The organism is Halolamina salifodinae (genome assembly GCF_017874235.1).
Classification (GTDB): Archaea; Halobacteriota; Halobacteria; order Halobacteriales; family Haloferacaceae; genus Halolamina; species Halolamina salifodinae.
Genome location: NZ_JAGGLC010000005.1, coordinates 75,798 through 95,179 on the forward strand (window position 1 = coordinate 75,798; position 19,382 = coordinate 95,179).

Sequence of the window (19,382 nt, forward strand, 5' to 3'; positions counted from 1 at the left end):
GCCGCCCGGTCGCCGTGTAGTGATATGGATCTCTTCCGCAGCGTCGAGGCCGTCGCCACCGCCTCCGGCGACGGCGTCGTCGACTGGGCGGCCGTCTCCGAGGCGGCGAAGGCGGGCACCGACCCCGGCTCGCTCGACCTCTCTCCGGCCGACCGCGAGGGGTACGCCGCCGACGTGCGCGACGCCCGCGACCGCATCCGCGAGGTGGGCGGCGTCGAGTTCGACGTGCCCGAGAAGATCGCCCTCCAGAACCGCCACCACTGGATCGACGCCAACGTCGACACGTTCCAGCGCCTGATCGAGCCGATGACCGAGGAACTGGACCAGCCGCTGTTCCCCGGTGCCTCACGCGTCGCGAACACGGGCTCGATGACGTTCTCGCTTGCCTTCCTCGCCCGGCACGTGCTCGGCCAGTACGACCCCCTGCTGCTCGCCGAGGCCGACGACGGCCGAACATCGCCGCCGTCCGCGTCTGCCGACGACGGCCGAACATCGCCGCCGTCCGCGTCTGCCGACGACGGCCGACCATCGCCGCCGTCCGCGTCTGCCGACGACGGCCGACCATCGCCGCCGTCCGCGTCTGCCGACGACGGCCCGGATCACGAACTCTACTTCGTCCACCCGAACATCGAGCGCACGGCCCGGGAGCTAAACGTCGACTTCCCGCGGTTTCGTCGCTGGATCGCGTTCCACGAGGTCACCCACGCCGCGGAGTTCGGCGCCGCCGACTGGCTGCCCGGCTATCTGGAGTCACGGATGCGCGACACTATCACCGAACTCTCCGCGGGCGGCCTGAACCGCGAGGCGTTCTCGGAACTCGATGTCGCGATGACCGCCGTCGAGGGGTACGCCGAACTGCTGATGGACCGCGCGTTCGACGAGGAGTACGACGACCTGCGCCGGAAAATCGACGCCCGACGGGGGGGCGGCGGGCCGGTAGATCAGCTGATTCGGCGGCTGCTCGGCCTCGGTCTCAAGCGCCGCCAGTACGAACGCGGCGCGGACTTTTTCAACGTCGTCGCCGACGCCGAGGGCCTCGAGACGGCCACAAAAGTGTGGGACACGCCCGAGAACCTCCCGACCGATGCGGAACTCGACGACCCGGGGCGCTGGCTCGCCCGGATCGAGTAGCTACCACTCCCGCTCTGACATGTCGGGCGTGTCCGGCATGACCTCGCGGAGGTTCCGGACGACGAACCACGTGACGACGATGCCGAGCACGAGGCCGCCGATCCCCGCCAAGAGGACGAACCGAGTGCCGGCGCCGGCCTGTAGCGAGACCAGCGCGACCGAGAGCCCGATCAGCAGGACGAAGCCGGCCTGTAGCGCCCGCGGGCCGAGGAATCGGTCGCCGCTCACCGCGCTCGCCTCCGTTGCATACTCAGCAAGTGGACGCTCGGGGGCTTGAACACGGCGGTTCGGTCGGGGTGGAGAAACAGTTAACAGCCAGCGACCAGCACCGGGGCGCATGGTTTCGACGTACACGCTGGCGATGGCCGGCTTCGCCGTCGTGGTCATCGTGCTCTGTCTCCTCGTCATCGTCCCGCCCAGTTCCGTGCGACTGGCGTTCCAGTCGTTCGAGCGCCGCACCGGAACCCCGCCGGCGGTGATGGCCGTCGCGTCCGTGTTCGCCCTCGTACTACTCACGCTCGGCATCGCGGGATCGAACACCGCCGGCGAGTTCGGCGTCGTCGACGGCCTGCTTTCGGTCGCGGGCGCCCTCGGCCCGCTCGGGGTCGTCGTCGGACTGACGGGACGTACGATGCGGAAGCGACTCAGCGCCGCCAGCGACTGCTCGACCGGGAACCCAGACACCGGCGTCGTGGCCGTCGACGGCGCGCTCAGAGCCGTCGACGGGACGTTCGACATCCCGGACACCGACGGCGGCGTCCTCTCCTGTGCGTACGCGCTCCAGAAGGATCGCGGGTTCGGCAGCAGGCCCGCGTGGGTCACCATCGCGGAGGGCGAGCGCACCCGCCCGCTCGCGCTCGACGACGGCAGCGGCGAACTCCGGGTCGACGAGGACGGCGTGTCGATCCACTCCGGCCAGCTTTCCCGCCGGAGCTACAGCGTCTCGCTCCCCGAGAGCGAGCCAGTTCCCGACGAGGTCGCGGCATTCCTCGCGATGATCGGCGTCGAGAGCCCGGACCGCCCCAGCGCGGACCACCGCCTCCGGCTCAGACCGCTGAATCCGGGCAACACCGTCACCGTCGTCGGCGAGTACGGCCGAGTGACCAAGGCTGGCGACGCGTTCTGGGGCGTCTCGGACGGCGACGGCCCGGCGTACCTGTTCCCGGGCGATCTGGACAGCGTGCGCTCGCGCCTCGCGCGCCGGAGCACCTGGCTGATTGGCGGCGGCACCGCCTTCACCCTCGTCGGCGTCGGCTACGTCGCCACGCTGTTCGTGCCGTGACCTGCCACGGGTCCACAAAGCACCTATACGCTCCCGCCACCCGACCGCTATGGGCGAACGCGCCGCCGTCGATGCAGTGGACGACCCCGTCACGGCCGACAGTATCGCCGCCGACCTCCGCGACCTGGGCGTCGAGGCGGGCGACACCCTCCTCGTGCACAGCGCACTCTCCGAACTCGGCTGGGTCGTCGGGGGCCCGCAGGCCGTCGTCGACGCGCTCCAGCGCGTGCTGACCGAGCAGGGAACACTCGTCATGCCGACCCACTCCACACAGTACAGCGACCCCTCAGTCTGGACGAGCCCTCCCGTGCCGGACGACTGGATCCCACAGATCCGCGAGTCGATGCCGCCCTTCCGGCCCGCGGTGACGCCGACGCGCGGGATGGGCGCGGTTCCGGAGTGTTTCCGGAACTATCCCGAGACCCGCCGAAGCCGCCACCCGCTCTACTCCTTCGCGGCGTGGGGCGCCGACGCCGAGGCGGTCGTCGAGGGGCACGAGTTCGAAAACGGGCTGGGCGAGCACTCCCCGCTTGCGCGGGTGACCGAGCAGGACGGCTCAGTCCTACTGCTCGGCGTCGGCCACGACTCGAACACGTCGCTCCACCTCGCGGAGTACCGCGCCGACATCGACCCCGACGAGACGACTGCGGGCGCGCCGGTGCTCCGGGACGGTGAGCGAACGTGGGTCGAGTGGACCGACATCGTCCACGACAGCAGCGACTTCACCGAGGTCGGCGCGGCGTTCGAACGTGAGGTCGGGGCGACGACGGGAACGGTCGGCGCCGCCGAGGCGACACTGCTCGATCAGTCGTCGCTGGTCGAGTTCGCGGTTGGGTGGCTCGAAGCCAATCGGTGAGTCTGGAGAAGACTACCCGGCGAGTCCGTACCGGGATCGGTTCCAGCGGAACCCCGTCAGCGGTTCCGTTCGATCCACGTACAGAAGGCGTCGAAATCGTCGGCGCCGCACTGGTCGGCGATGTTCCGGAGTGTATCACCACCGACCTCGTGACCCACCGGGACTGAGACGAGTCGCACCGCGGAGTCGTGTTGGTCCGGCGGATCCCAGCGCAGTCGGACGTGGCTCCCCTCGCGGCCAACCAAACGGTACCCGTGGCTGGTGAGGACTTTGACGATGGCACGGCCGGGAAAATGTCTCCGAACCACCGTTATCGCATGAACTCGGGCAGTTCAGCGTCTCTCTCGCGCGCCTCCTCGACGGCATCCGGGTCGATCCCGAGTTCCTCGAGTGCGTCCTGCTCCTCCTCCCGGGAGTCGATCGACTCACCTGCCTCGCCAGTGTGGAGCGCCACCGCCTCGTCGAGCATCGCCAGTGCCTCCTCACGCGTGTCGCCACACGAGGCGACGCCGAGATCCTCGTCGACGGCCGACCAGTTCCCCGCGTCGTCGTTCCACGATAGCGAGATGTTGCGTGACGCTGGGTCGTCGGCCGTCGAGTCGTTGTTCGGCGTGTCGGTGCTCATACCGCCATATCGGCGCCACTGCGGCAAAAGCGTTCGGCCGACGACTCGTCGATCAGCCTGACCGACACCGTTTACCCCGACGGACCACTGCCTCCCACAATGCGAATTCGGGGCCCCATCGTCGACGTCGGCGAGCCACGGACCGTCGGCGGCGGCACCGACCTCGTCGAGATCACGATCCGGCCCGAGCGCGGCGCCGCCGACCCCGTGCGGGTGACGCTCTGGAACAAGTGGAGCGAGACCGCCGACTACGCCGAGGCGGGGATGGAACTGCTGGTCACCGACGCCGAGGAGTCCGAGTTCCAGGGCGAGGTGGGCTACGAGACCACGCCCGACTCGTGGGTCGTCCTCGAACCGGAGTTCCTCGTCGACGTGACCGCCGTACGCTCGTGGGTGCAGTGCCCGCGGATGTACTACCTCAACAAACTCTCCGGGGTGCCGCTGAAGTACCCCGTCGTGAAGGGGACCGTCGTCCACGAGGTGTTCGGCGACCTGCTCCGCGGGCGGGACCTCGAGGACTCCATCGACCACCGCGTCGCCGAGGCCGGCCTCGAACTCGGGGCGCTGGGCTACGACCGCAAGGAAGTCGAGGACGAGGTACGCCGGAACGCCGCCGCCGTCGAGGGGTGGCTCCAGCAGGGCACCCTGACCGAGGAGGACACGTGGCGCTCGGAGTACACGCTCATCTCGCCGACGTTCGGGATCAAGGGCCGCGCCGACGCCCTCAGGCGCGGGATGCCCGTCGAACTCAAGACGGGGAAGAACACCAAACGCGAGCCGCGGTTCCAGGACAAGATGCAGGCGGCCTGCTACGCGCTGATGCTGGAGGAGCAGGGCGTCGACGTCGAGGGACACAGTCCCTCGGGCAGCCAGACGCAGTCTGGCAACGCCGACACAGCGACCCTCCTGTACACCAAAAACACCGCGCTCGAACGCGCCGAGGAGACTGGCGACCTCGCCCCGGCGAAGGAGTTCTCCGTGGGCCCGGGCCTGCTGAAGTTCGTCGTCCGCACCAGAAACGAACTGGCGGCGATGGAGTTCGACGCCGCCGTCCCCACGGGGTTCGAGGCCGACGCCCGCTGTCAGTACTGCTTCGAACAGGACACCTGCATGGTCGTCTCGGGGCGACTGGATCAGGAGTCGAAAGCCGGCCAGATCGGCAAGCCGCTGCCGGCCGCGGAGCGCGCGTACTTCGAGGGGTTCTACCAGGGCATCGAGGCCGAACGCCGCGAGGTCCACGCCGAGTACCGCAAACTCTGGGAGCAGACCGCCGGGGAGCGCGCCGAGGACGACCGGGCGCTGCTGGATCTCGAACCGCTCGACCGCGAGGAACTCCCGGGCGGTCGCTGGCGCCTGCGGGCCCGCAAGCCCGACGACGCCGTCTCGAAGCTCCGGCCGGGCGACGTGGCGCTCGCCAGCGACGGTGACCCCGTCTCCGGGCACGCGGAACTCTGCCGGATCCAGAGCCTTGGCACCGGGAAGGCCGGCGCCGAAATCGTCGTCGAGGCCGACGAGCCAGTCGACGTGTGCCGCCTCGATGTCTACCCCTCCGAACTCTCGGTCGACCGGATGCTGACCGCGCTCCACGACGGCGTCCTGAAGGGCGACCCCGGCCGGAAGGACGTGCTGTTCGGCCGGCGTGACCCCGAGTTTTCGGGGCCACAGCGCGAGTACGTCGGCAACAACGACGCCCAGAACGAAGCCGTGAACCTCGCAACCCGCGCCGAGGACTTCGCGCTGGTCCACGGGCCGCCCGGGACCGGGAAAACCTACACCATCGCTCAGACGGTGCAGGCGCTGATCGAGCAGGGCGAACGCGTGCTGCTCTCGGCGTTCACCAACCGCGCGGTCGACAACGCACTCGAAGCGGTGCGGGAGCAGGGCGTCGACGACGCGGAGATCGTCCGGTTCGGCACCGAGTCCGGGATCCGCGAGGACATGCAGGACGTGCGGCTGGAGCAGGCCGGCGACCCCGGCGAGCGTATCTCGGAACTCCGGGACGCCTCGCTGGTGGCGGCGACGACGGCCTCCTGTGGCTCGCGGATCATGCGCGAGGAGGCGTTCGACGTGGCGCTGGTCGACGAGGCCTCGCAGTTGACCGAACCGGCGACGCTGGCGGCGATCAACCTCGCCGAACGCTTCGTCCTCGTCGGCGACCACGAACAGCTACCCCCGGTGGTGCAGGCCGAGGGCGGGAAGCGATGGGCGCCCGAACACAGCGCGGCAACCGACGGCGGAACGGCCGCGGAGTCCGGCGGCGACGGGGCCACCGCCGACCGCCCGCCGCGACTCGATCTCTCCACGTCGCTGTTCGAACGCCTCCACGAGATGGCGCCCGAGGCGTCGGTCCTGCTGGACCGCCAGTACCGGATGGCCCAGCGGATTCAGGCGTTCTCCTCGCGGGAGTTCTACGACGGCGCGCTCCGGCCCGCGAACGGCGAGGTGGCCGCCCAGCGTATCGCGGACCTCCCGGGCGTCGACGTCGATGCGATCCCACGGAATCTGCGCGGTTCGGTCTCGTTCGTCGACCCCGACGGGGAGCGCGCGGGGAACACCAACCCGACGGAGGCCGACCGCGTGGCCGAGGTCGTCGACCAGTTCGTCGCCGCTGGTGTCGACGAAGAGGACATCGGGGTCATCGCGCCGTTCCGGGCCCAGGTCGCCGAAATCTCCCGGCGCGTCGACGCCACCGTCGACACGGTGGACCGCTTCCAGGGGTCGAGCGAGGAGGTGATCATCGTCTCCTTCGTGGCGACTGGAGAGCTCTCCGGGCCGATCTACGACGACCCGCGGCGGATGAACGTCGCGCTCACGCGGGCGAAGAAGTCGCTCGTCCTCGTCGGCGACGCGGGCGCGCTCTCGTCGGATCCGTTCTACGACCGGATGCTCGACTGGGCCCGTCGGGAACTTTAGACTCATGTCACGTAGTTGACATCCTCCTCCAGCTAAAGCCGGAGGAATCCCAAGCGTTGAGATATTAGGGTTTACAGTCTCCCTGCTCTCTCGTTGTGAACGACCCGCTCTCGCGGTCGAATAGGAAGACTCCGGGCTGTGCCAACCAGCCGTTACTCATATCCCCCGTCGGGGGACTCTGAGTTATCTTTCTCCGAATATTCACCGCGCCGTTCACGTCCGCATTCATCGTCGTCTCGCACGACGAGCAGACGTACAACCCACGTTCCACGCGGTTGCTATCACGAATCTGCCCGCAACACGAACACGTCTTCGACGTGTTCTCCTCGTCTACGCGATCAACGAGGACACCGTGCTCCTCAGCTTTGTATTCGAGTAGACGAGCGAATCGGTCAAACTCCCATCCGTGGAGTTTCTTGTTCCCCGACGCACCCCAGTCCCGCGAATTGCCGTCACCGTCTTCGCGGATGTCACTGAGGTCGCCAACCGCTATCTTCTCCACGCCTTCTTCGACACACCGCTCAACGATATGTTTCGAGAGGGTGTGAAGGAAGTGACCTTTGCGCCGGGAGAGTTTCTGCCGAGCCTTCCGCGCACGTTTCGACGGTCCGTTCTCGCCTTCAGTCTGGTACTCCTCGCGGGTGAAGTAGTGCTTGTCCTCTTTCAACACGTTCCCCGGATACAGTTCGCTCGTGCCATCCTCGTAGTCGATGGCGAGGTAGTTGCTGATTCCGAGGTCGATACCCGCCGTGTTGTCGCCGGGTGCGTCCTCGACAGGTATCTCTTTCTTGCAGACGAGGTGGAGTTCCCACTCATCCCCATTCCAGACGGCACGAACCTGCTGGATATTCTCGACTGCTACGTCGGGGCGGGTTTCGTACTCCGCGAGGATGAAGTCAGACCGGCTCTCTTTCAGGTTGAAGCCTTTCGAGAGACGGAGTTGACCGTGCTTGTCGTCGTGTTTGATGGCCTGTTTCTTCCAGGTGACGGTGGAGCGCGGGTGGTCGTCGCCACGTTTCCGGTAGCCCGGTGGGTTGTTGCCGTCGTCGGAGTTGTACCAGCCGATGAACGCCTCAGCAAGTTCTTCGAGAACTCGCTGACTTGACTGAGAATGTAGGTCACTGTAGCGTTCGTGGTCTTTCAACTCCGACTTCAACTCGGCTTCGTCGGGTATCTCATCGTCTTCATCCCACCGGCCTTGGATGTAGTAGCGTCCAACATTCCACAGTTTGGATGCGGAGAACCCACACTGGTCGAGGTCGTCACGAACCTGTTCGTGGTTCGTGATGCGTGCGACGTAGGTGCGGGTTGTCTCCATCATCGTTCTGCAGTACATAATATGTTATAAAGAGCAGACTATCAAAACCAACGAGCGAGGGTGGGGGGAGAATATCCGGCTGGAGTGTTATCGGTGGGTTGCCGGTCCGAGTGTCGGATTCATCCCGCGCCTAAAGGCGCAGGTATTCTCCTTGTTCTTTATAAACCGACCACGACGGGAGGGTCGGGTGAATATTGCGGCAAGCCGTGGGGCCGGCCCACAAGCCTTTTGTCCGGCATCCACGTGAGAGTTGCGTAATGACGAGGGGAGCGTCCGCATGAAGCTGGCAATGATCGGGTTCGGTCAGGCCGGCGGGAAGATCGTCGACAAGTTCGTCGGCTACGACGCCGAGCAAGGCTCGGACATCGTCCGGGCCGCCGTCGCCGTCAACACCGCCAAGGCCGACCTGATGGGGCTGAACAACATTCCGGAGAGCCAACGCGTGCTCATCGGGCAGTCGCGCGTGAAGGGCCACGGGGTCGGCGCCGACAACGAACTCGGCGCGGAGATCGCCGAGGAGGACATGGACGAAGTGCAGGGCGCCATCGACTCCATCCCGGTCCACGAGGTCGACGCGTTCCTCGTGATCGCCGGCCTCGGCGGCGGGACCGGGAGTGGCGGGGCACCCGTCATCTCGAAGCACCTCAAGCGGATCTACACCGAGCCCGTCTACGGGCTGGGGATCCTGCCGGGCTCCGACGAGGGTGGCATCTACACCCTCAACGCAGCGCGCTCGTTCCAGACGTTCGTCCGTGAGGTGGACAACCTCATGGTGTTCGACAACGACGCGTGGCGGAAAACTGGCGAGTCCGTGCAGGGCGGCTACGACCAGATCAACGACGAGATCGTCAAGCGCTTCGGCATCCTGTTCGGCGCCGGCGAGGTCGAACAGGGCGGGGAAGTGGCCGAAAGCGTCGTCGACTCCTCGGAGATCATCAACACGCTGGCCGGCGGCGGCGTCTCCACCGTGGGCTACGCCCGCGAGGAAGTGGACAACACCGGCGGCGGCAACGGCGGCCTGCTCTCGCGGCTCACCGGCGGCGAGGAGGAAGAGCAGCTCGACACCGCCCACACCACCAACCGCATCACCAGCCTCGTTCGGAAGGCCGCGCTCGGGCGGCTCACGCTGCCCTGCGAGATCGAGGGCACCGAACGCGCGCTGCTCGTGATGGCCGGCCCGCCGAAATACCTCAACCGGAAAGGCATCGAGCGCGGGCGGAAGTGGCTCGAGGAGCAGACCGGCTCCATGGAGGTCCGCGGTGGCGACTACCCCGTCCGCGGCGCGAACTTCGTGGCGGGCGTCATCCTGCTCTCGGGGGTCAGCAACGTCCCGCGGATCAAGGAGCTCCAGCAGGTCGCCATCGAGGCACAGGAGAACATCGAGGACATCCGCGAGGAGAGCGAGGACAACCTCGAAGAGCTCGTCAACGACGACGACGACGAGCTCGAGTCGCTGTTCTGAGCACGCTCCCCCCTCGTGCACGTCGTCGTTCCGTTTTCTGCCGACCGACCGAAGACCCGACTTGCCGACGAACTCAGCGCCGCCGAGCGACGCGACTTTTCGGAAGCGATGCTTTCGGACGTGCTCGACGCGCTCGACGGCGTCGACCGTGCGTTGGACGTGACGGTGCTCGCGACGGGCCCAGTCGACACCGCTGGCGACGCAACGGTCGAAATCGACGACCGCCCACTCACGACCGCGGTCAACGACCGCCTCGACACCGCGCCGACGGCGGTGGTGATGGCCGACCTCGCGCTCGCCACCCCCGAGCCACTCGCTGACCTGCTCGACTCCGAAGCCGACCTCGCTATCGCGGCCGGCCTCGGCGGCGGCACGAACGCCTTCCTCGCCCGCGACACGGCGTTCCGCGTCGACTACCACGGTGCCTCCTACCGAGACCACCTCGAAATCGCGGGGGAAGAAGACCTGTCGGTCAGAGAGGTCGATTCGCGGCTGCTCGCGGTCGATATCGACGAGCCAGCCGATCTCGCGGAGCTACTGCTCCACGGCGAGGGGGCGGCGACGGACTGGCTCGTCGACGCCGGCTTCGAACTGGACGTGGGCGGCGGGCGGGTGGAAGTGGTTCGATACTAACACAAACCGTTTTGGCGATTGGCTCACAACATACACACATGAGTTCGGGATCGACCGACAAACGGCGGGTACAGTTCCGAGCACCCGAGAGCTTGGTCGAACGAACAGACGCGCTCGCCGCAGTATTAGAGACGAACCGAACGGACGTGATCATCTCCGCACTCCGTGACCATCTCCGGAACGCGGCACACGACGACGAACTCAAACAGGAGATCGCGGGGGCGTACTACGACGGGGAGATCAGTTTCGAGGAATTACGGGAACTACTCGGCCACGAAGAGGCGGCAAACTTCCGTGTGCTCAAACAGCAGTTAGACGAGGAGTTCATCGAGGCCGTAGGCGAGGAGCTGGTCGAGTAGATGCGGGTCGTTGCAGATACCTCAGCGCTGGTCAGCCTCGAAACCGTCGCTGAGACCGATTCCCCTCCGCTCGACATCCTCCACGACCAGCACTCGGTGCTAGTTCCCCGACAGGTCTGGAACGAACTCGAAGAGACGGCGTCGTACGACGATACCTCCGGCCAGGCAGCGACAGCAGTTCTCGAAAGGCGTGAATCGTTCGACGTTCGGTCGGTGGATCTTGACGAATCGTTCCCGCTCGACGACGGCGAGAACGCTGCAGTGGCACTCGCGAACGACGTCGATGCCGTACAGCTACTCTGTGACGAATTTAACCGGCTCGCGCTCATTCACGCCTCATTAACCGCGACGCGACTCGTGACGACGCCGATCCTCCTCGCTGGCTTTGTGAGTGGTGGAACGCTATCGGCCGATAGCGCACAGGAGTTGCTAGCGACGATCAGTGAGGCTCGAAGTTGGTCGGGCAACAACTACGTGGAGCGGGCGAAGGAATCCATGTCGTCCGAGTAGGGTGAAAGCTTCTTGGCCGTCCCCCTGCCACCTCCGAGCGTGATCCCGGCCGCCGACGAGTACGACATCGACATCTCCATCGACGAGGGCGAGATCGAGCGCCTGCTCTCGGTCACGCCCGACGACGTGGCGGCCGCCAACGCGCTGACGTTCTCCCGGAACGTGTTCATCCCGCTCACCACCGCCTGTCGCTACACCTGCACCTACTGCACCTACTACGACGTCCCCGGCGAGGCGACGCTGATGAGCCCCGAGGAGATCCGTAAGGAGTGCCGCATCGGCGCCGACGCCGGCTGTACGGAGGCGCTGTTCACGTTCGGCGACGACCCCGACGAGCGCTACACCGCGATCCACGACCAACTCGCCGAGTGGGGCCACGACTCGATCCACGAGTATCTGCGCGAGGCCTGCGAAATCGCTCTCGAAGAAGGGCTGCTCCCCCACTCCAACCCCGGCGACCAGACCCGCGAGCAGATGGCTGAAGTCGCCGACGTGAACGCCTCGATGGGCGTGATGCTGGAGACGACCGCCGACGTGCGCGCCCACTCGGGCGGCCGGCGTAAGACCCCCGGCCAGCGCCTGAACACCATCCGGAACGCCGGCGAACTGGGGGTGCCGTTCACCACGGGCCTCCTCGTCGGCATCGGCGAGGACTGGCGCGACCGCGCGGAGAGCCTGTTGGCGATCCGCGCGCTCCACGAGCGCTACGACCACATTCAGGAGGTGATCGTCCAGAACGTCGTCCCGAACGAGCGCTCGGACTTCGAAAAGCCGGATCTCGAGACGATGCGCCGGGTGGTCGCGATGGCCCGCGCCGCACTCCCGGAGGAGATCTCCGTGCAGGTCCCGCCGAACCTCACACCCGCCCGCGACCTGCTGGACTGCGGCATCGACGACCTCGGCGGCGTCTCGCCGATCACGGACGACTACATCAACCCTGACTACGAGTGGCCCGCGCTCCGGGAACTCGGCGACATCGCCGACGCGGCGGGCGTACCGCTGTACGAGCGCCTGCCGACCTACGACCGCTATCTGCCCGACTCGATTCGGCGCGCGGGGTTCGACGGCCGGCCCGCCGACGACCCCGCGGCTGGCGGGGAGTGGCTCCCGCCCGATATCCGCGCGCGCATCGGCGACGACGACGCACACGGCGAGCGGTTCCGCGCCGTCGCGCGGCAGGCGGGGCCACTCTCGCCCCCGTGACCGCCGGAACCGCGACCGGGGGTTCGTTCGGCCGTGCGGGAACTGACTCACGCCGAGTCGGCGCCGTCGGCGCGCGGGAAGCCAAGGGTCGCGCGGGTGCCGCCCAGATCGGTTTCGGTGTCGAGCGTGAACGAGCCGTGGGATTTGCGCACGATCAGGTCGACCAGCCAGAGGCCGACGCCGGAGCCGTGGGTGAGCGACGTCTCGCTCCCCAGATCGAGCGCCGCCAGTTCGCTGTCGGCGATCCCCGGACCGTCGTCCTCGAGGACGAACATGCCCTCCCCGCCGTCGGCGTAGACCGACACCAGCAGTCGCGGCGCCGTCTCGCCGTGGTGATGGCGGACCGCGTTCTCGTACAGTTCGCGAATCCCCTCGGTGACCAGCGGGTTGCCGTCGATCACGACCTCCTCTTCGACGTCCATCGTCACCGTCGCTGCAGAGTCGTCGAGGACGCACTCGGCCTGCTCGCGGGCGACTGCGGCCAGGTCGATCCGTTCCTGCCGGCGGTCAGAGTCGACAAGCTTTCGGAGCTTGGTCGCCTTCTCGCTGTGTGCGAGTAGCTGTTCGCTGACCGCCCTGATCTGGTCGGTCTCGGTCGCGTATACTCCGCTTTCGTCCTGCGATTCTATTGCCGTTACGTGGCCGTTCAGCACGTTGAGCCGGTTGCGGAAGTTGTGTCGGAACAGGCGTGTGAAGATCTCCTTCAGCAGTTCGAGGTCCTGCTCGCGGTCCCGGAGCGCCGTCACTTCACGGAAGACGAGCAGCGATCCCGCCTGTGAGGAGCCACGGCTGACCGGCCTGACGGAGAGGATGAAGTGCTGTTTCTCGCCGTTGGCCGTGAGCGTCACGTCGGTGCTCTCCCGAGAGTCGCCCCGATAGCCCTCGTGAAGCTCCGGATACGCCCGTGAGAACTCCTCGAACGACCGGCCGATCAGGTCACTATTGGGCGCGAACAGCGCCTGTGCCGCCGGGTTCGCGTCGATCACGGAGCCGTCCTGATCGACGGTGATCACCGGGTCGGGCATCGTCTCGACGGCCTGCCGCCGGCTCACCGGCACCAGGCTGAACAGCTGATGTCGGTGCAGGGCGAACCCCCACAGCAGCGCGGTGATCAGGAACGTGACAGGGGTGAAATCGACGTATCTGGGGATCGCATCGACGTTCCGGAACAGGTGGGTCTGGAGCGTGCCGGGGAAGCCGACGACCCAGCCCGCGAGGAGGAACACCAGCTGTCGCCGGTGGATGCCGTGTGCATCCCGGTAGTCGACGAGGAGCAGCCCGATCGGGAGCATGGCGAGCACGATTGCGAACCCGATGTGGACGAAGTACCACGGCCCGGTCACGAGTTCGCTGATCCCGGCTGGGTTCGTCGGCGTCGCCGCGCGCAACACGAGATGGTGCCACGGGTTCGTCAGTGTGAGAAGCAGCGTGACGACCGAAAAGCCGAGGCCGGCGACGACCGCCGGATGGCGTATCGTGGGCGGCTCGCGGCCCAGATACTCCCAGATGAACAGCGGCCAGCCGAACGCGACGAGCAGCTGGAAGAAGAACCGGCCGGCGACGTTCGACGAGATCGGGAACACCCGCGTCGGCCACGTCACGAACAGCAACATCATCGACCAGCCGATCATGCCGAGCAGACACAGCAGGAACCCACGGCCGCCGGGCTCCGACCGATTGCGGTACGTGTAGATAGTGATACCGATGATCGGAACGGTCGAGATGAACATCAGCAGGGCCATCGACTGAGCGCCCTGACTCATTGAATCACGACCCAGTAGGGCGAGTGGCGCATTAACCCTTGTGAGTATCTACCAAACTGAGGGCGGAGGTACGAAACCGAGGCTGACACGAAAGCGCCGGTGGGACGGGCAACAGTTCTTTGCGCCGCCCGTGACAGGCACGTCCATGAGCATGACTGCGTTACAGTTCGGGCTGAGCGGCGAGCTGTTCGGCGTCTCGCTGAGCGCGCTGGCCGGGCGGGCGCTGGCGTTCGTCGCCGGCTTCCTGGTGACGCTGGTGATCGGCCGGGTCGTCCTGATCCCGCTCGTACTCCGCGTCCTGACGGCCCGCGGGTTCACCGAGGCGCTACGGAGCCTGACCAAGAGCGTCGCCAACGCGCTGGTGCTGTTCGCGGCCGTCGCCGTGGCGTTCATGGCGGCCGGCTACCCCAGCTTCCTCACCGCGGCTGCGACGCTCTCGGGGGCACTCGCGCTGGCGCTTGGCTTTGCCGCACAGGATCTCGTGGGCAACTTCGTCGCCGGCGTGTTCATCATCAAGGACGAGCCGTTCCAGGTCGGCGACTGGATCGAGTGGAACGACATATCGGGCCGCGTCGAGAACATCGACCTCCGGGTGTCGACGGTCCGAACCTTCGACAACGAGCAGATCACCGTCCCCAACGGCGAACTGGCGAACAACGCCATCACCAACCCCGTCGCCTACGAGAAACTCCGCCAGAAGTTCGTGTTCGGCATCGGCTACGACGACGACATCGACCTCGCGCGCGAGGCGATCATCGAGGAGATCAGCGCCGTCGACGGGGTGCTGACGGATCCCGCGCCGGACACCCGCGTCAGCGAACTCGGGGACTCGGCGGTCGGTATTCAGGCGCGCTTCTGGATCGACGACCCCGACCGCGGCGACTACGTCGCGGTCCGAAGCTCGGCGGTGCAGGCAGTCAAGGAGCGCTTCGACGCCGAAGGGATCGACATGCCGTACGTCTACCGACAGCTCGTCGGCGAAATCGACGTGAACGAGCGCCCGGCCGAGTAAGCCGGATTCAGTCGAGGAACCGCTCGATCCGGGCGGTCGCCTCGCGCAGGTCGTCCATCCCGGTCGCGTAGGAGACCCGGAGGTGGCCCTCGCCACCCTCGCCGAACACGCTGCCGGGAACGACGGCGACACCCTCCTCGGTCAGCAGATTCTCCGCGAACTGTTCGTCGTCGCCGGGGCACTCGGGGAACACGTAGAACGCCCCCTCCGCCTCGAAGCAGTCGAGGCCCATCTCCCGGAACCGCGAAAGCACGTAGCGGCGCCGCCGGTCGTACGCCTCGCGCATCTCCTCGACCGCGTCGTCACAGGACCGGATCGCTTCGAGACCAGCGAACTGTGCTGTCGTCGGCGCCGAAAGCATCGTGTACTGGTGGACGCGGTTCATCGCCTCGACGGCCTCCGGCGGCGCGAGCGCGTAGCCGAGCCGCAGGCCCGTCATCGCGAACGCCTTCGAGAAGCCGCCGATGACGACCGTGCGCTCGCCCATTCCCGGCAGCGTCGCGATGGAGTCGTGGTCGCCGCCGTAGGTGAGTGCAGCGTAGATCTCGTCGGCGAACACCGTCAGATCGTGCTCCCGGGCGAAGTTCGCGACCGGCCGGAGATCCGCCTCGTCCATCACCGCGCCGGTGGGGTTGTTCGGGTAGCAGTAGATCAGCGCGTCGGCGTCGGCGGCGCCCGCGGCCGCGAGCGCGTCGTCGGTGAGTTTGAAGCCGTTCTCGGCCCGGGTCGGCACCGGGAGCACCTCCGCGCCGGCGAACTTCGCGGTCGGCGCGTAGGAGATGTAGGAGGGCTGGGGGACCGCGACGGTGTCGCCGGGATCCACGAGCGCGCGCATCGACAGATCGACCGCCTCGCTGGCGCCGGCGGTGACGATGATCTCCGATTCCGGGTCGTAGTCGAGATCGTACTGGGTGACGTGCTCGGCGATGCCCTCCCGGAGGTCCGCCCGCCCGCGATTGGCGGTGTAGGAGGTCTGCCCGCGTTCGAGGGCGTCGATGGCGGCCGCGCGGGCGGCCCACGGCGCCGAGAAGTCGGGTTCGCCGACGCCCAGCGAGATCACGTCGTCGGCGGCTTCCGCGAGTTCGAAGAACTTCCGGATGCCCGAGGGCGGCGTGCGCTCGACGCGGTCGGCGACCTTCATGGCGAGACCGAGAGCCGATCATCGTCGTCGTGGTCGGCGAACTCCACGCCGCGGCGCTTGTAGGTGTCCATCACGAAGTGGGTCACCGTCTGGGTGACCTCCGGGATCGGGGCGATCTGGTCGGCGACGAACGCCGAGACGTCCCGCATCGACGTGCCGACGACGACCGCCGCGAAGTCGTAGTCACCGGAGACCAGCCGCAGCGTCTCGACCTCGGAGTAGTTCGCGATCCGGCCCGCGATGTCCTCGTACTTGGTCTCGCGGTCGAGTTCGACGTTGAGTTCGACGTGGCCCTCGACGCGCTCCTCGTCGGCGTTGGCCCAGTCGACGACCGCCTGATAGCCGTGGACGACGCCCGCGGCTTCGAGGTCGTCGATGGCCGCCTCGACCTCCGCCTCAGTGCGGTCGGTCTGGCGGGCGATGTCCGCGGTGGACTGGCGAGCGTCGGCGAGCAACAGATCGAGTACGTCGCGTTCGGCGTCCATACGTCGGTGTCGGGGGCGCCGCTGAAAGCCTTTGCTCGACCGTGGGAACAGTTCGGCGCGGGGCGGGCCCGCTCTCGACTCAGTCCAGCAGCGGCGTCCCGTCAGCCTGCGGGCCCAGTTTCGGGCCATACGGGCCCCCATCCATCTCCACCCGCCGTGTCTGCTCGTAGTCCGTTGAGCGCTCGGCCAGCGGCCGGCCGATGGCGCCCACCATCTCGACGTAGTCGGCGACGCTCCGGAACTCGCCGTACTGGCCGCCGGCGCGCTTGGTGATCTCCTCGGAGAGGATCGTCCCCATGAAGTCGTCGGCGCCGCAGTTGAGCAGTTTCAGCCCGTGTTCGTCGCCGGATTTGACCCACGAGGACTGGATGTGCTCGATGTTGTCGAGGAAGAGGCGCGCGACGGCGACGAGCAGTTCGTCCTCGTCCGTGCTCGCGCCGGAGTCGACGACGCCGGCCTCGTAGAGCGGCGTCTGCTGGTGGATGAAGGAGAGCGGGACGAACTCGTTGATGGCGCCCGTGCGGTCCTGCAGATCACGGATCACCTGCAGGTGTTTCGCGCGGTGCATCTCGTTCTCGACGTGGCCGTACATCATCGTCGAGGTGAGCGGGAGGCCCGCGGCGGCGGCGCCCTCCATCGCCGCCACCCACTCGCCGGTGTCCATCTTCCCCGGACAGATCACGTCCCGGACCTCGTCGACGAGAATCTCGGCGGCCGTGCCGGGCGCCGAGTCGAGCCCCGCATCGCGCAGGCGACCGTAGATCGACTCGTAGGATCGCTCAGTCCCGCGGCGGGCGTGGTAGGCCTCCTCGGGCGTCATCGAGTGGAGGTGGACGCCGCCGACGGACATGGCCTCCATCTGCTCGACGTACGTCCCGGGGTCGGTGTCGTAGCGCTCGGGCGGTTTGTAGTTCACCGTCCGGGCGGCGTCGTCGTACGTCTCGAGGATCTCTCGGTGCTCCTCGTCGAGGGCGAACGCAGGGTGGAGCCCGGAGACGGAGGTGACCTCGTAGATGCCGTGTTCGAGGCCGTCACGCACCGCCTCGCAGCTCTCGGCGGGCGTCTTGGTGAACCCCGTGTGGGCCACGTCCGACTCTGTCTCGAAGGCGCTGGAGCTGTTCTTGAAGTTGCAGAACAGACAGCCGGTGTTGCAGGCCGTGGTGACGTTGTTGTTGAGGTTCGCGACGAACGTCACCGTGTCGCCGACCATCTCGGCCCGCCGGCGGTCCGCGAGTTCGAGTACTCGCTCCTTTCGCTGGGCGTCGATGTCCGGCGACCCGGTGCCGGTGGTCAGCAGTTCGACGGCGTCGTCGACGGCGAGGCGTTTCCCGTCTGCGGCCTTCGCGAGTGCGTTCTCGAAGGACTGGTCGCTCTCGGGGACGTGCTCGAACTGGAGCGCCCCCTCGTCGAGGTCGGCCGCCGTGGTCATACAGGGAAGCGGCAGTCGAGCGTGAAAAACCGTCCGGTGGGTAGAACCCGATGGCCGCGGTGGCGCCGGCATCGTCGCCGCCACTGCTTCCGGCATCGACGCCGCGTCGACACCCGCGCCGGATATCCGAGAACGCGCATATCTCCACGCGAAACGGAGGGGTAGTGGCCACCGATGTGAAGATTCAAGGTGGCGCGAGCCACCCCTCCGGGTGTGACCAGCGTCAAGGAGTTCCGCGTCGACCGGGAGCCGACCGCCGACGACCTGGGGCGTGGCCGGTTCGTCTTCACCGACGACTACTCCGTGTTCGACTGGGGGCCGATGCCCGACCAGATCCCGGCGAAGGGGCGGAGCCTCTGCACGATGGGCGCGGACAACTTCGAGCGCCTCGCCGAGGCAGGAATCCCGACCCACTACCGCGGCGTCGTCGGCGACGACCCAGCCGAGGACCCCGACCCGCGCGCGCTCGACGCCGTCGAGGAGGCCCCGCGGCAGATGGCAATCGACCTCACGGTCGTCCCGGACCTCCCCCACGGCGCGGACGGGTACGAGTACGACCAGTTCCACGAAGCCGCCGGGAGCCACTACCTCGTCCCGCTGGAAATCGTCTTCCGGAACGAGGTGCCAATCGGCTCCAGCTTGCGGAGCCGAAAAGAGCCGGAAGATGTGGGCCTGGACCGCCATCGCTGGCCCGACGAGGCCGTCTCGCTGCCCGAACCGGTCGTCGAGTTCTCCACGAAGTTCGAAGAGCAGGACCGCTACCTTGGGGAGAGCGAGGCCGCCGAGATCGCGGGTCGCGCGGATCTCGACGCCCTCCGGGAGACCGCGCTGGCGGTGAACGAGGTCGTCACCGAGCGCGCGGCCGAGACGGGGTTCGTCCACGAGGACGGCAAGATCGAGTGTCTCTGGGTCGACGGCGAGATCCGGGTCGCCGACGTGGCCGGGACGTTCGACGAGAACCGCTTCGCCTACGACGGCCAAGAGCTATCCAAAGAGGTGCTGCGGCAGTTCTACAAGGCCTACGACCCCGACTGGGTCGCCGCCGTCGCCGACGCCAAAGCCCTCGCTGCCGAGGAGGGCGTCGCCGACTGGAAATCCTTCTGCGAGGAGTCGCCGGACCCACTCCCCGACGACGTACGCGAGACCGCCGGCGAGATGTACGCCGCCGGAACGAACGCCTACACCGGGCAGAACTGGTTCGACGCGCCGGATATCGACGACGCCGTCGACGCCGTTCGGAACCTGTAGGGCTTTTTCACG

Annotated in this window: 19 protein-coding genes; 11 read left to right on the top strand and 8 right to left on the bottom strand. The window is 67.2% G+C overall.

Annotated features, from left to right (window positions below; genetic code table 11):
- Window positions 1-24: 24 nt before the first annotated feature.
- The gene (locus J2753_RS11405) at window positions 25-1,131 is read left to right on the top strand and encodes a zinc-dependent metalloprotease (RefSeq protein ID WP_209492181.1); all 1,107 of its coding nucleotides are present in this window, start codon (window positions 25-27) and stop codon (window positions 1,129-1,131) included.
- Here the strand turns inward: J2753_RS11405 and J2753_RS11410 are convergent, their stop codons facing one another.
- A complete protein-coding gene (locus J2753_RS11410; protein ID WP_209492182.1) occupies window positions 1,132-1,359 on the bottom strand; it encodes a hypothetical protein in 228 nt (75 codons plus the stop codon).
- A 109-nt stretch (window positions 1,360-1,468) separates the two neighbouring features.
- On the opposite strand from J2753_RS11410, the gene J2753_RS11415 reads away from it, so the two are divergent.
- On the top strand, window positions 1,469-2,413 hold the full coding sequence (locus J2753_RS11415; RefSeq protein ID WP_209492183.1) for a hypothetical protein: 945 nt from the start codon (window positions 1,469-1,471) through the stop codon (window positions 2,411-2,413).
- Between the two features lie 49 nt (window positions 2,414-2,462).
- Window positions 2,463-3,269: an aminoglycoside N(3)-acetyltransferase gene (locus J2753_RS11420; protein WP_209492184.1), complete on the top strand. Its 807-nt coding sequence runs from the start codon at window positions 2,463-2,465 to the stop codon at window positions 3,267-3,269.
- A gap of 56 nt (window positions 3,270-3,325) precedes the next feature.
- Here J2753_RS11420 and J2753_RS11425 read toward each other — a convergent pair whose 3' ends face one another.
- Together J2753_RS11425 and J2753_RS11430 are read right to left on the bottom strand one after the other, a co-directional pair.
- Window positions 3,326-3,577 (bottom strand): type II toxin-antitoxin system HicA family toxin, encoded by a 252-nt coding sequence (locus tag J2753_RS11425; RefSeq protein ID WP_209492185.1) that lies wholly within the window; start codon window positions 3,575-3,577, stop codon window positions 3,326-3,328.
- A 2-nt stretch (window positions 3,578-3,579) separates the two neighbouring features.
- Window positions 3,580-3,894 carry a type II toxin-antitoxin system HicB family antitoxin gene (locus J2753_RS11430; protein ID WP_209492186.1) on the bottom strand — a complete coding sequence of 105 codons (315 nt, stop codon included), beginning with the start codon at window positions 3,892-3,894 and terminating at the stop codon, window positions 3,580-3,582.
- 99 nt (window positions 3,895-3,993) lie between these two features.
- On the opposite strand from J2753_RS11430, the gene J2753_RS11435 reads away from it, so the two are divergent.
- Window positions 3,994-6,807: an AAA domain-containing protein gene (locus tag J2753_RS11435; RefSeq protein WP_209492187.1), complete on the top strand. Its 2,814-nt coding sequence runs from the start codon at window positions 3,994-3,996 to the stop codon at window positions 6,805-6,807.
- Between the two features lie 64 nt (window positions 6,808-6,871).
- Here the strand turns inward: J2753_RS11435 and J2753_RS11440 are convergent, their stop codons facing one another.
- A complete protein-coding gene (locus tag J2753_RS11440; RefSeq protein ID WP_209492188.1) occupies window positions 6,872-8,128 on the bottom strand; it encodes an RNA-guided endonuclease InsQ/TnpB family protein in 1,257 nt (418 codons plus the stop codon).
- Window positions 8,129-8,402: 274 nt separating this feature from the next.
- Between J2753_RS11440 and J2753_RS11445 the strand changes: the two genes are divergently transcribed.
- Genes J2753_RS11445 through cofG form a run of 5 tightly spaced genes read left to right on the top strand, consistent with a single transcriptional unit; the run spans window position 8,403 to window position 12,292 of the window.
- Window positions 8,403-9,587, top strand: a complete 1,185-nt coding sequence (locus J2753_RS11445; protein WP_209492189.1) for a tubulin/FtsZ family protein — start codon at window positions 8,403-8,405, stop codon at window positions 9,585-9,587.
- 15 nt (window positions 9,588-9,602) lie between these two features.
- A complete protein-coding gene (gene cofC, locus J2753_RS11450) occupies window positions 9,603-10,220 on the top strand; it encodes a 2-phospho-L-lactate guanylyltransferase (protein ID WP_209492190.1) in 618 nt (205 codons plus the stop codon).
- Window positions 10,221-10,258: 38 nt separating this feature from the next.
- Complete coding sequence (locus J2753_RS11455) at window positions 10,259-10,579, top strand: hypothetical protein (protein ID WP_209492191.1); 321 nt, start codon at window positions 10,259-10,261, stop codon at window positions 10,577-10,579.
- Window positions 10,580-11,089, top strand: a complete 510-nt coding sequence (locus J2753_RS11460; RefSeq protein WP_209492192.1) for a hypothetical protein — start codon at window positions 10,580-10,582, stop codon at window positions 11,087-11,089. It begins immediately after the preceding gene.
- Between the two features lie 39 nt (window positions 11,090-11,128).
- Window positions 11,129-12,292 (top strand): 7,8-didemethyl-8-hydroxy-5-deazariboflavin synthase subunit CofG, encoded by a 1,164-nt coding sequence (gene cofG / locus J2753_RS11465; RefSeq protein ID WP_209492193.1) that lies wholly within the window; start codon window positions 11,129-11,131, stop codon window positions 12,290-12,292.
- Between the two features lie 47 nt (window positions 12,293-12,339).
- On the opposite strand, the gene J2753_RS11470 is transcribed toward cofG, so the two are convergent.
- Window positions 12,340-14,055, bottom strand: a complete 1,716-nt coding sequence (locus J2753_RS11470) for a histidine kinase N-terminal 7TM domain-containing protein (protein WP_209492194.1) — start codon at window positions 14,053-14,055, stop codon at window positions 12,340-12,342.
- Window positions 14,056-14,206: 151 nt separating this feature from the next.
- Between J2753_RS11470 and J2753_RS11475 the strand changes: the two genes are divergently transcribed.
- A complete protein-coding gene (locus J2753_RS11475) occupies window positions 14,207-15,067 on the top strand; it encodes a mechanosensitive ion channel family protein (protein WP_345777191.1) in 861 nt (286 codons plus the stop codon).
- A gap of 7 nt (window positions 15,068-15,074) precedes the next feature.
- Here J2753_RS11475 and J2753_RS11480 read toward each other — a convergent pair whose 3' ends face one another.
- From J2753_RS11480 to cofH, 3 genes are all read right to left on the bottom strand, one after another.
- Complete coding sequence (locus J2753_RS11480; protein WP_209492196.1) at window positions 15,075-16,208, bottom strand: pyridoxal phosphate-dependent aminotransferase; 1,134 nt, start codon at window positions 16,206-16,208, stop codon at window positions 15,075-15,077.
- The gene (locus J2753_RS11485) at window positions 16,205-16,693 is read right to left on the bottom strand and encodes an Lrp/AsnC family transcriptional regulator (protein WP_209492197.1); all 489 of its coding nucleotides are present in this window, start codon (window positions 16,691-16,693) and stop codon (window positions 16,205-16,207) included. The genes J2753_RS11480 and J2753_RS11485 overlap by 4 nt, the downstream gene beginning before the upstream one ends.
- Window positions 16,694-16,772: 79 nt before the next feature.
- A complete protein-coding gene (cofH, locus tag J2753_RS11490) occupies window positions 16,773-18,122 on the bottom strand; it encodes a 7,8-didemethyl-8-hydroxy-5-deazariboflavin synthase subunit CofH (RefSeq protein WP_209492198.1) in 1,350 nt (449 codons plus the stop codon).
- A gap of 213 nt (window positions 18,123-18,335) precedes the next feature.
- Between cofH and J2753_RS11495 the strand changes: the two genes are divergently transcribed.
- Window positions 18,336-19,370, top strand: coding sequence for a phosphoribosylaminoimidazolesuccinocarboxamide synthase (locus J2753_RS11495; protein WP_209492199.1), 1,035 nt, complete (start codon window positions 18,336-18,338; stop codon window positions 19,368-19,370).
- Window positions 19,371-19,382: the final 12 nt, after the last annotated feature.

What these genes read in the sequence shown, in the direction of transcription:
- J2753_RS11420 (WP_209492184.1), top strand. Translation starts at nt 2,463, where the DNA reads ATGGGCGAACGCGCCGCCGTCGATGCAGTGGACGACCCCGTCACGGCC.
- J2753_RS11460 (WP_209492192.1), top strand. Translation starts at nt 10,580, where the DNA reads ATGCGGGTCGTTGCAGATACCTCAGCGCTGGTCAGCCTCGAAACCGTC.
- J2753_RS11405 (WP_209492181.1), top strand. Translation starts at nt 25, where the DNA reads ATGGATCTCTTCCGCAGCGTCGAGGCCGTCGCCACCGCCTCCGGCGAC.
- J2753_RS11430 (WP_209492186.1), bottom strand. Translation starts at nt 3,894, where the DNA reads ATGAGCACCGACACGCCGAACAACGACTCGACGGCCGACGACCCAGCG.
- J2753_RS11485 (WP_209492197.1), bottom strand. Translation starts at nt 16,693, where the DNA reads ATGGACGCCGAACGCGACGTACTCGATCTGTTGCTCGCCGACGCTCGC.
- J2753_RS11440 (WP_209492188.1), bottom strand. Translation starts at nt 8,128, where the DNA reads ATGATGGAGACAACCCGCACCTACGTCGCACGCATCACGAACCACGAA.
- J2753_RS11480 (WP_209492196.1), bottom strand. Translation starts at nt 16,208, where the DNA reads ATGAAGGTCGCCGACCGCGTCGAGCGCACGCCGCCCTCGGGCATCCGG.
- J2753_RS11435 (WP_209492187.1), top strand. Translation starts at nt 3,994, where the DNA reads ATGCGAATTCGGGGCCCCATCGTCGACGTCGGCGAGCCACGGACCGTC.
- cofH (WP_209492198.1), bottom strand. Translation starts at nt 18,122, where the DNA reads ATGACCACGGCGGCCGACCTCGACGAGGGGGCGCTCCAGTTCGAGCAC.
- J2753_RS11455 (WP_209492191.1), top strand. Translation starts at nt 10,259, where the DNA reads ATGAGTTCGGGATCGACCGACAAACGGCGGGTACAGTTCCGAGCACCC.
- J2753_RS11475 (WP_345777191.1), top strand. Translation starts at nt 14,207, where the DNA reads ATGACTGCGTTACAGTTCGGGCTGAGCGGCGAGCTGTTCGGCGTCTCG.
- J2753_RS11445 (WP_209492189.1), top strand. Translation starts at nt 8,403, where the DNA reads ATGAAGCTGGCAATGATCGGGTTCGGTCAGGCCGGCGGGAAGATCGTC.
- J2753_RS11415 (WP_209492183.1), top strand. Translation starts at nt 1,469, where the DNA reads ATGGTTTCGACGTACACGCTGGCGATGGCCGGCTTCGCCGTCGTGGTC.
- J2753_RS11470 (WP_209492194.1), bottom strand. Translation starts at nt 14,055, where the DNA reads ATGAGTCAGGGCGCTCAGTCGATGGCCCTGCTGATGTTCATCTCGACC.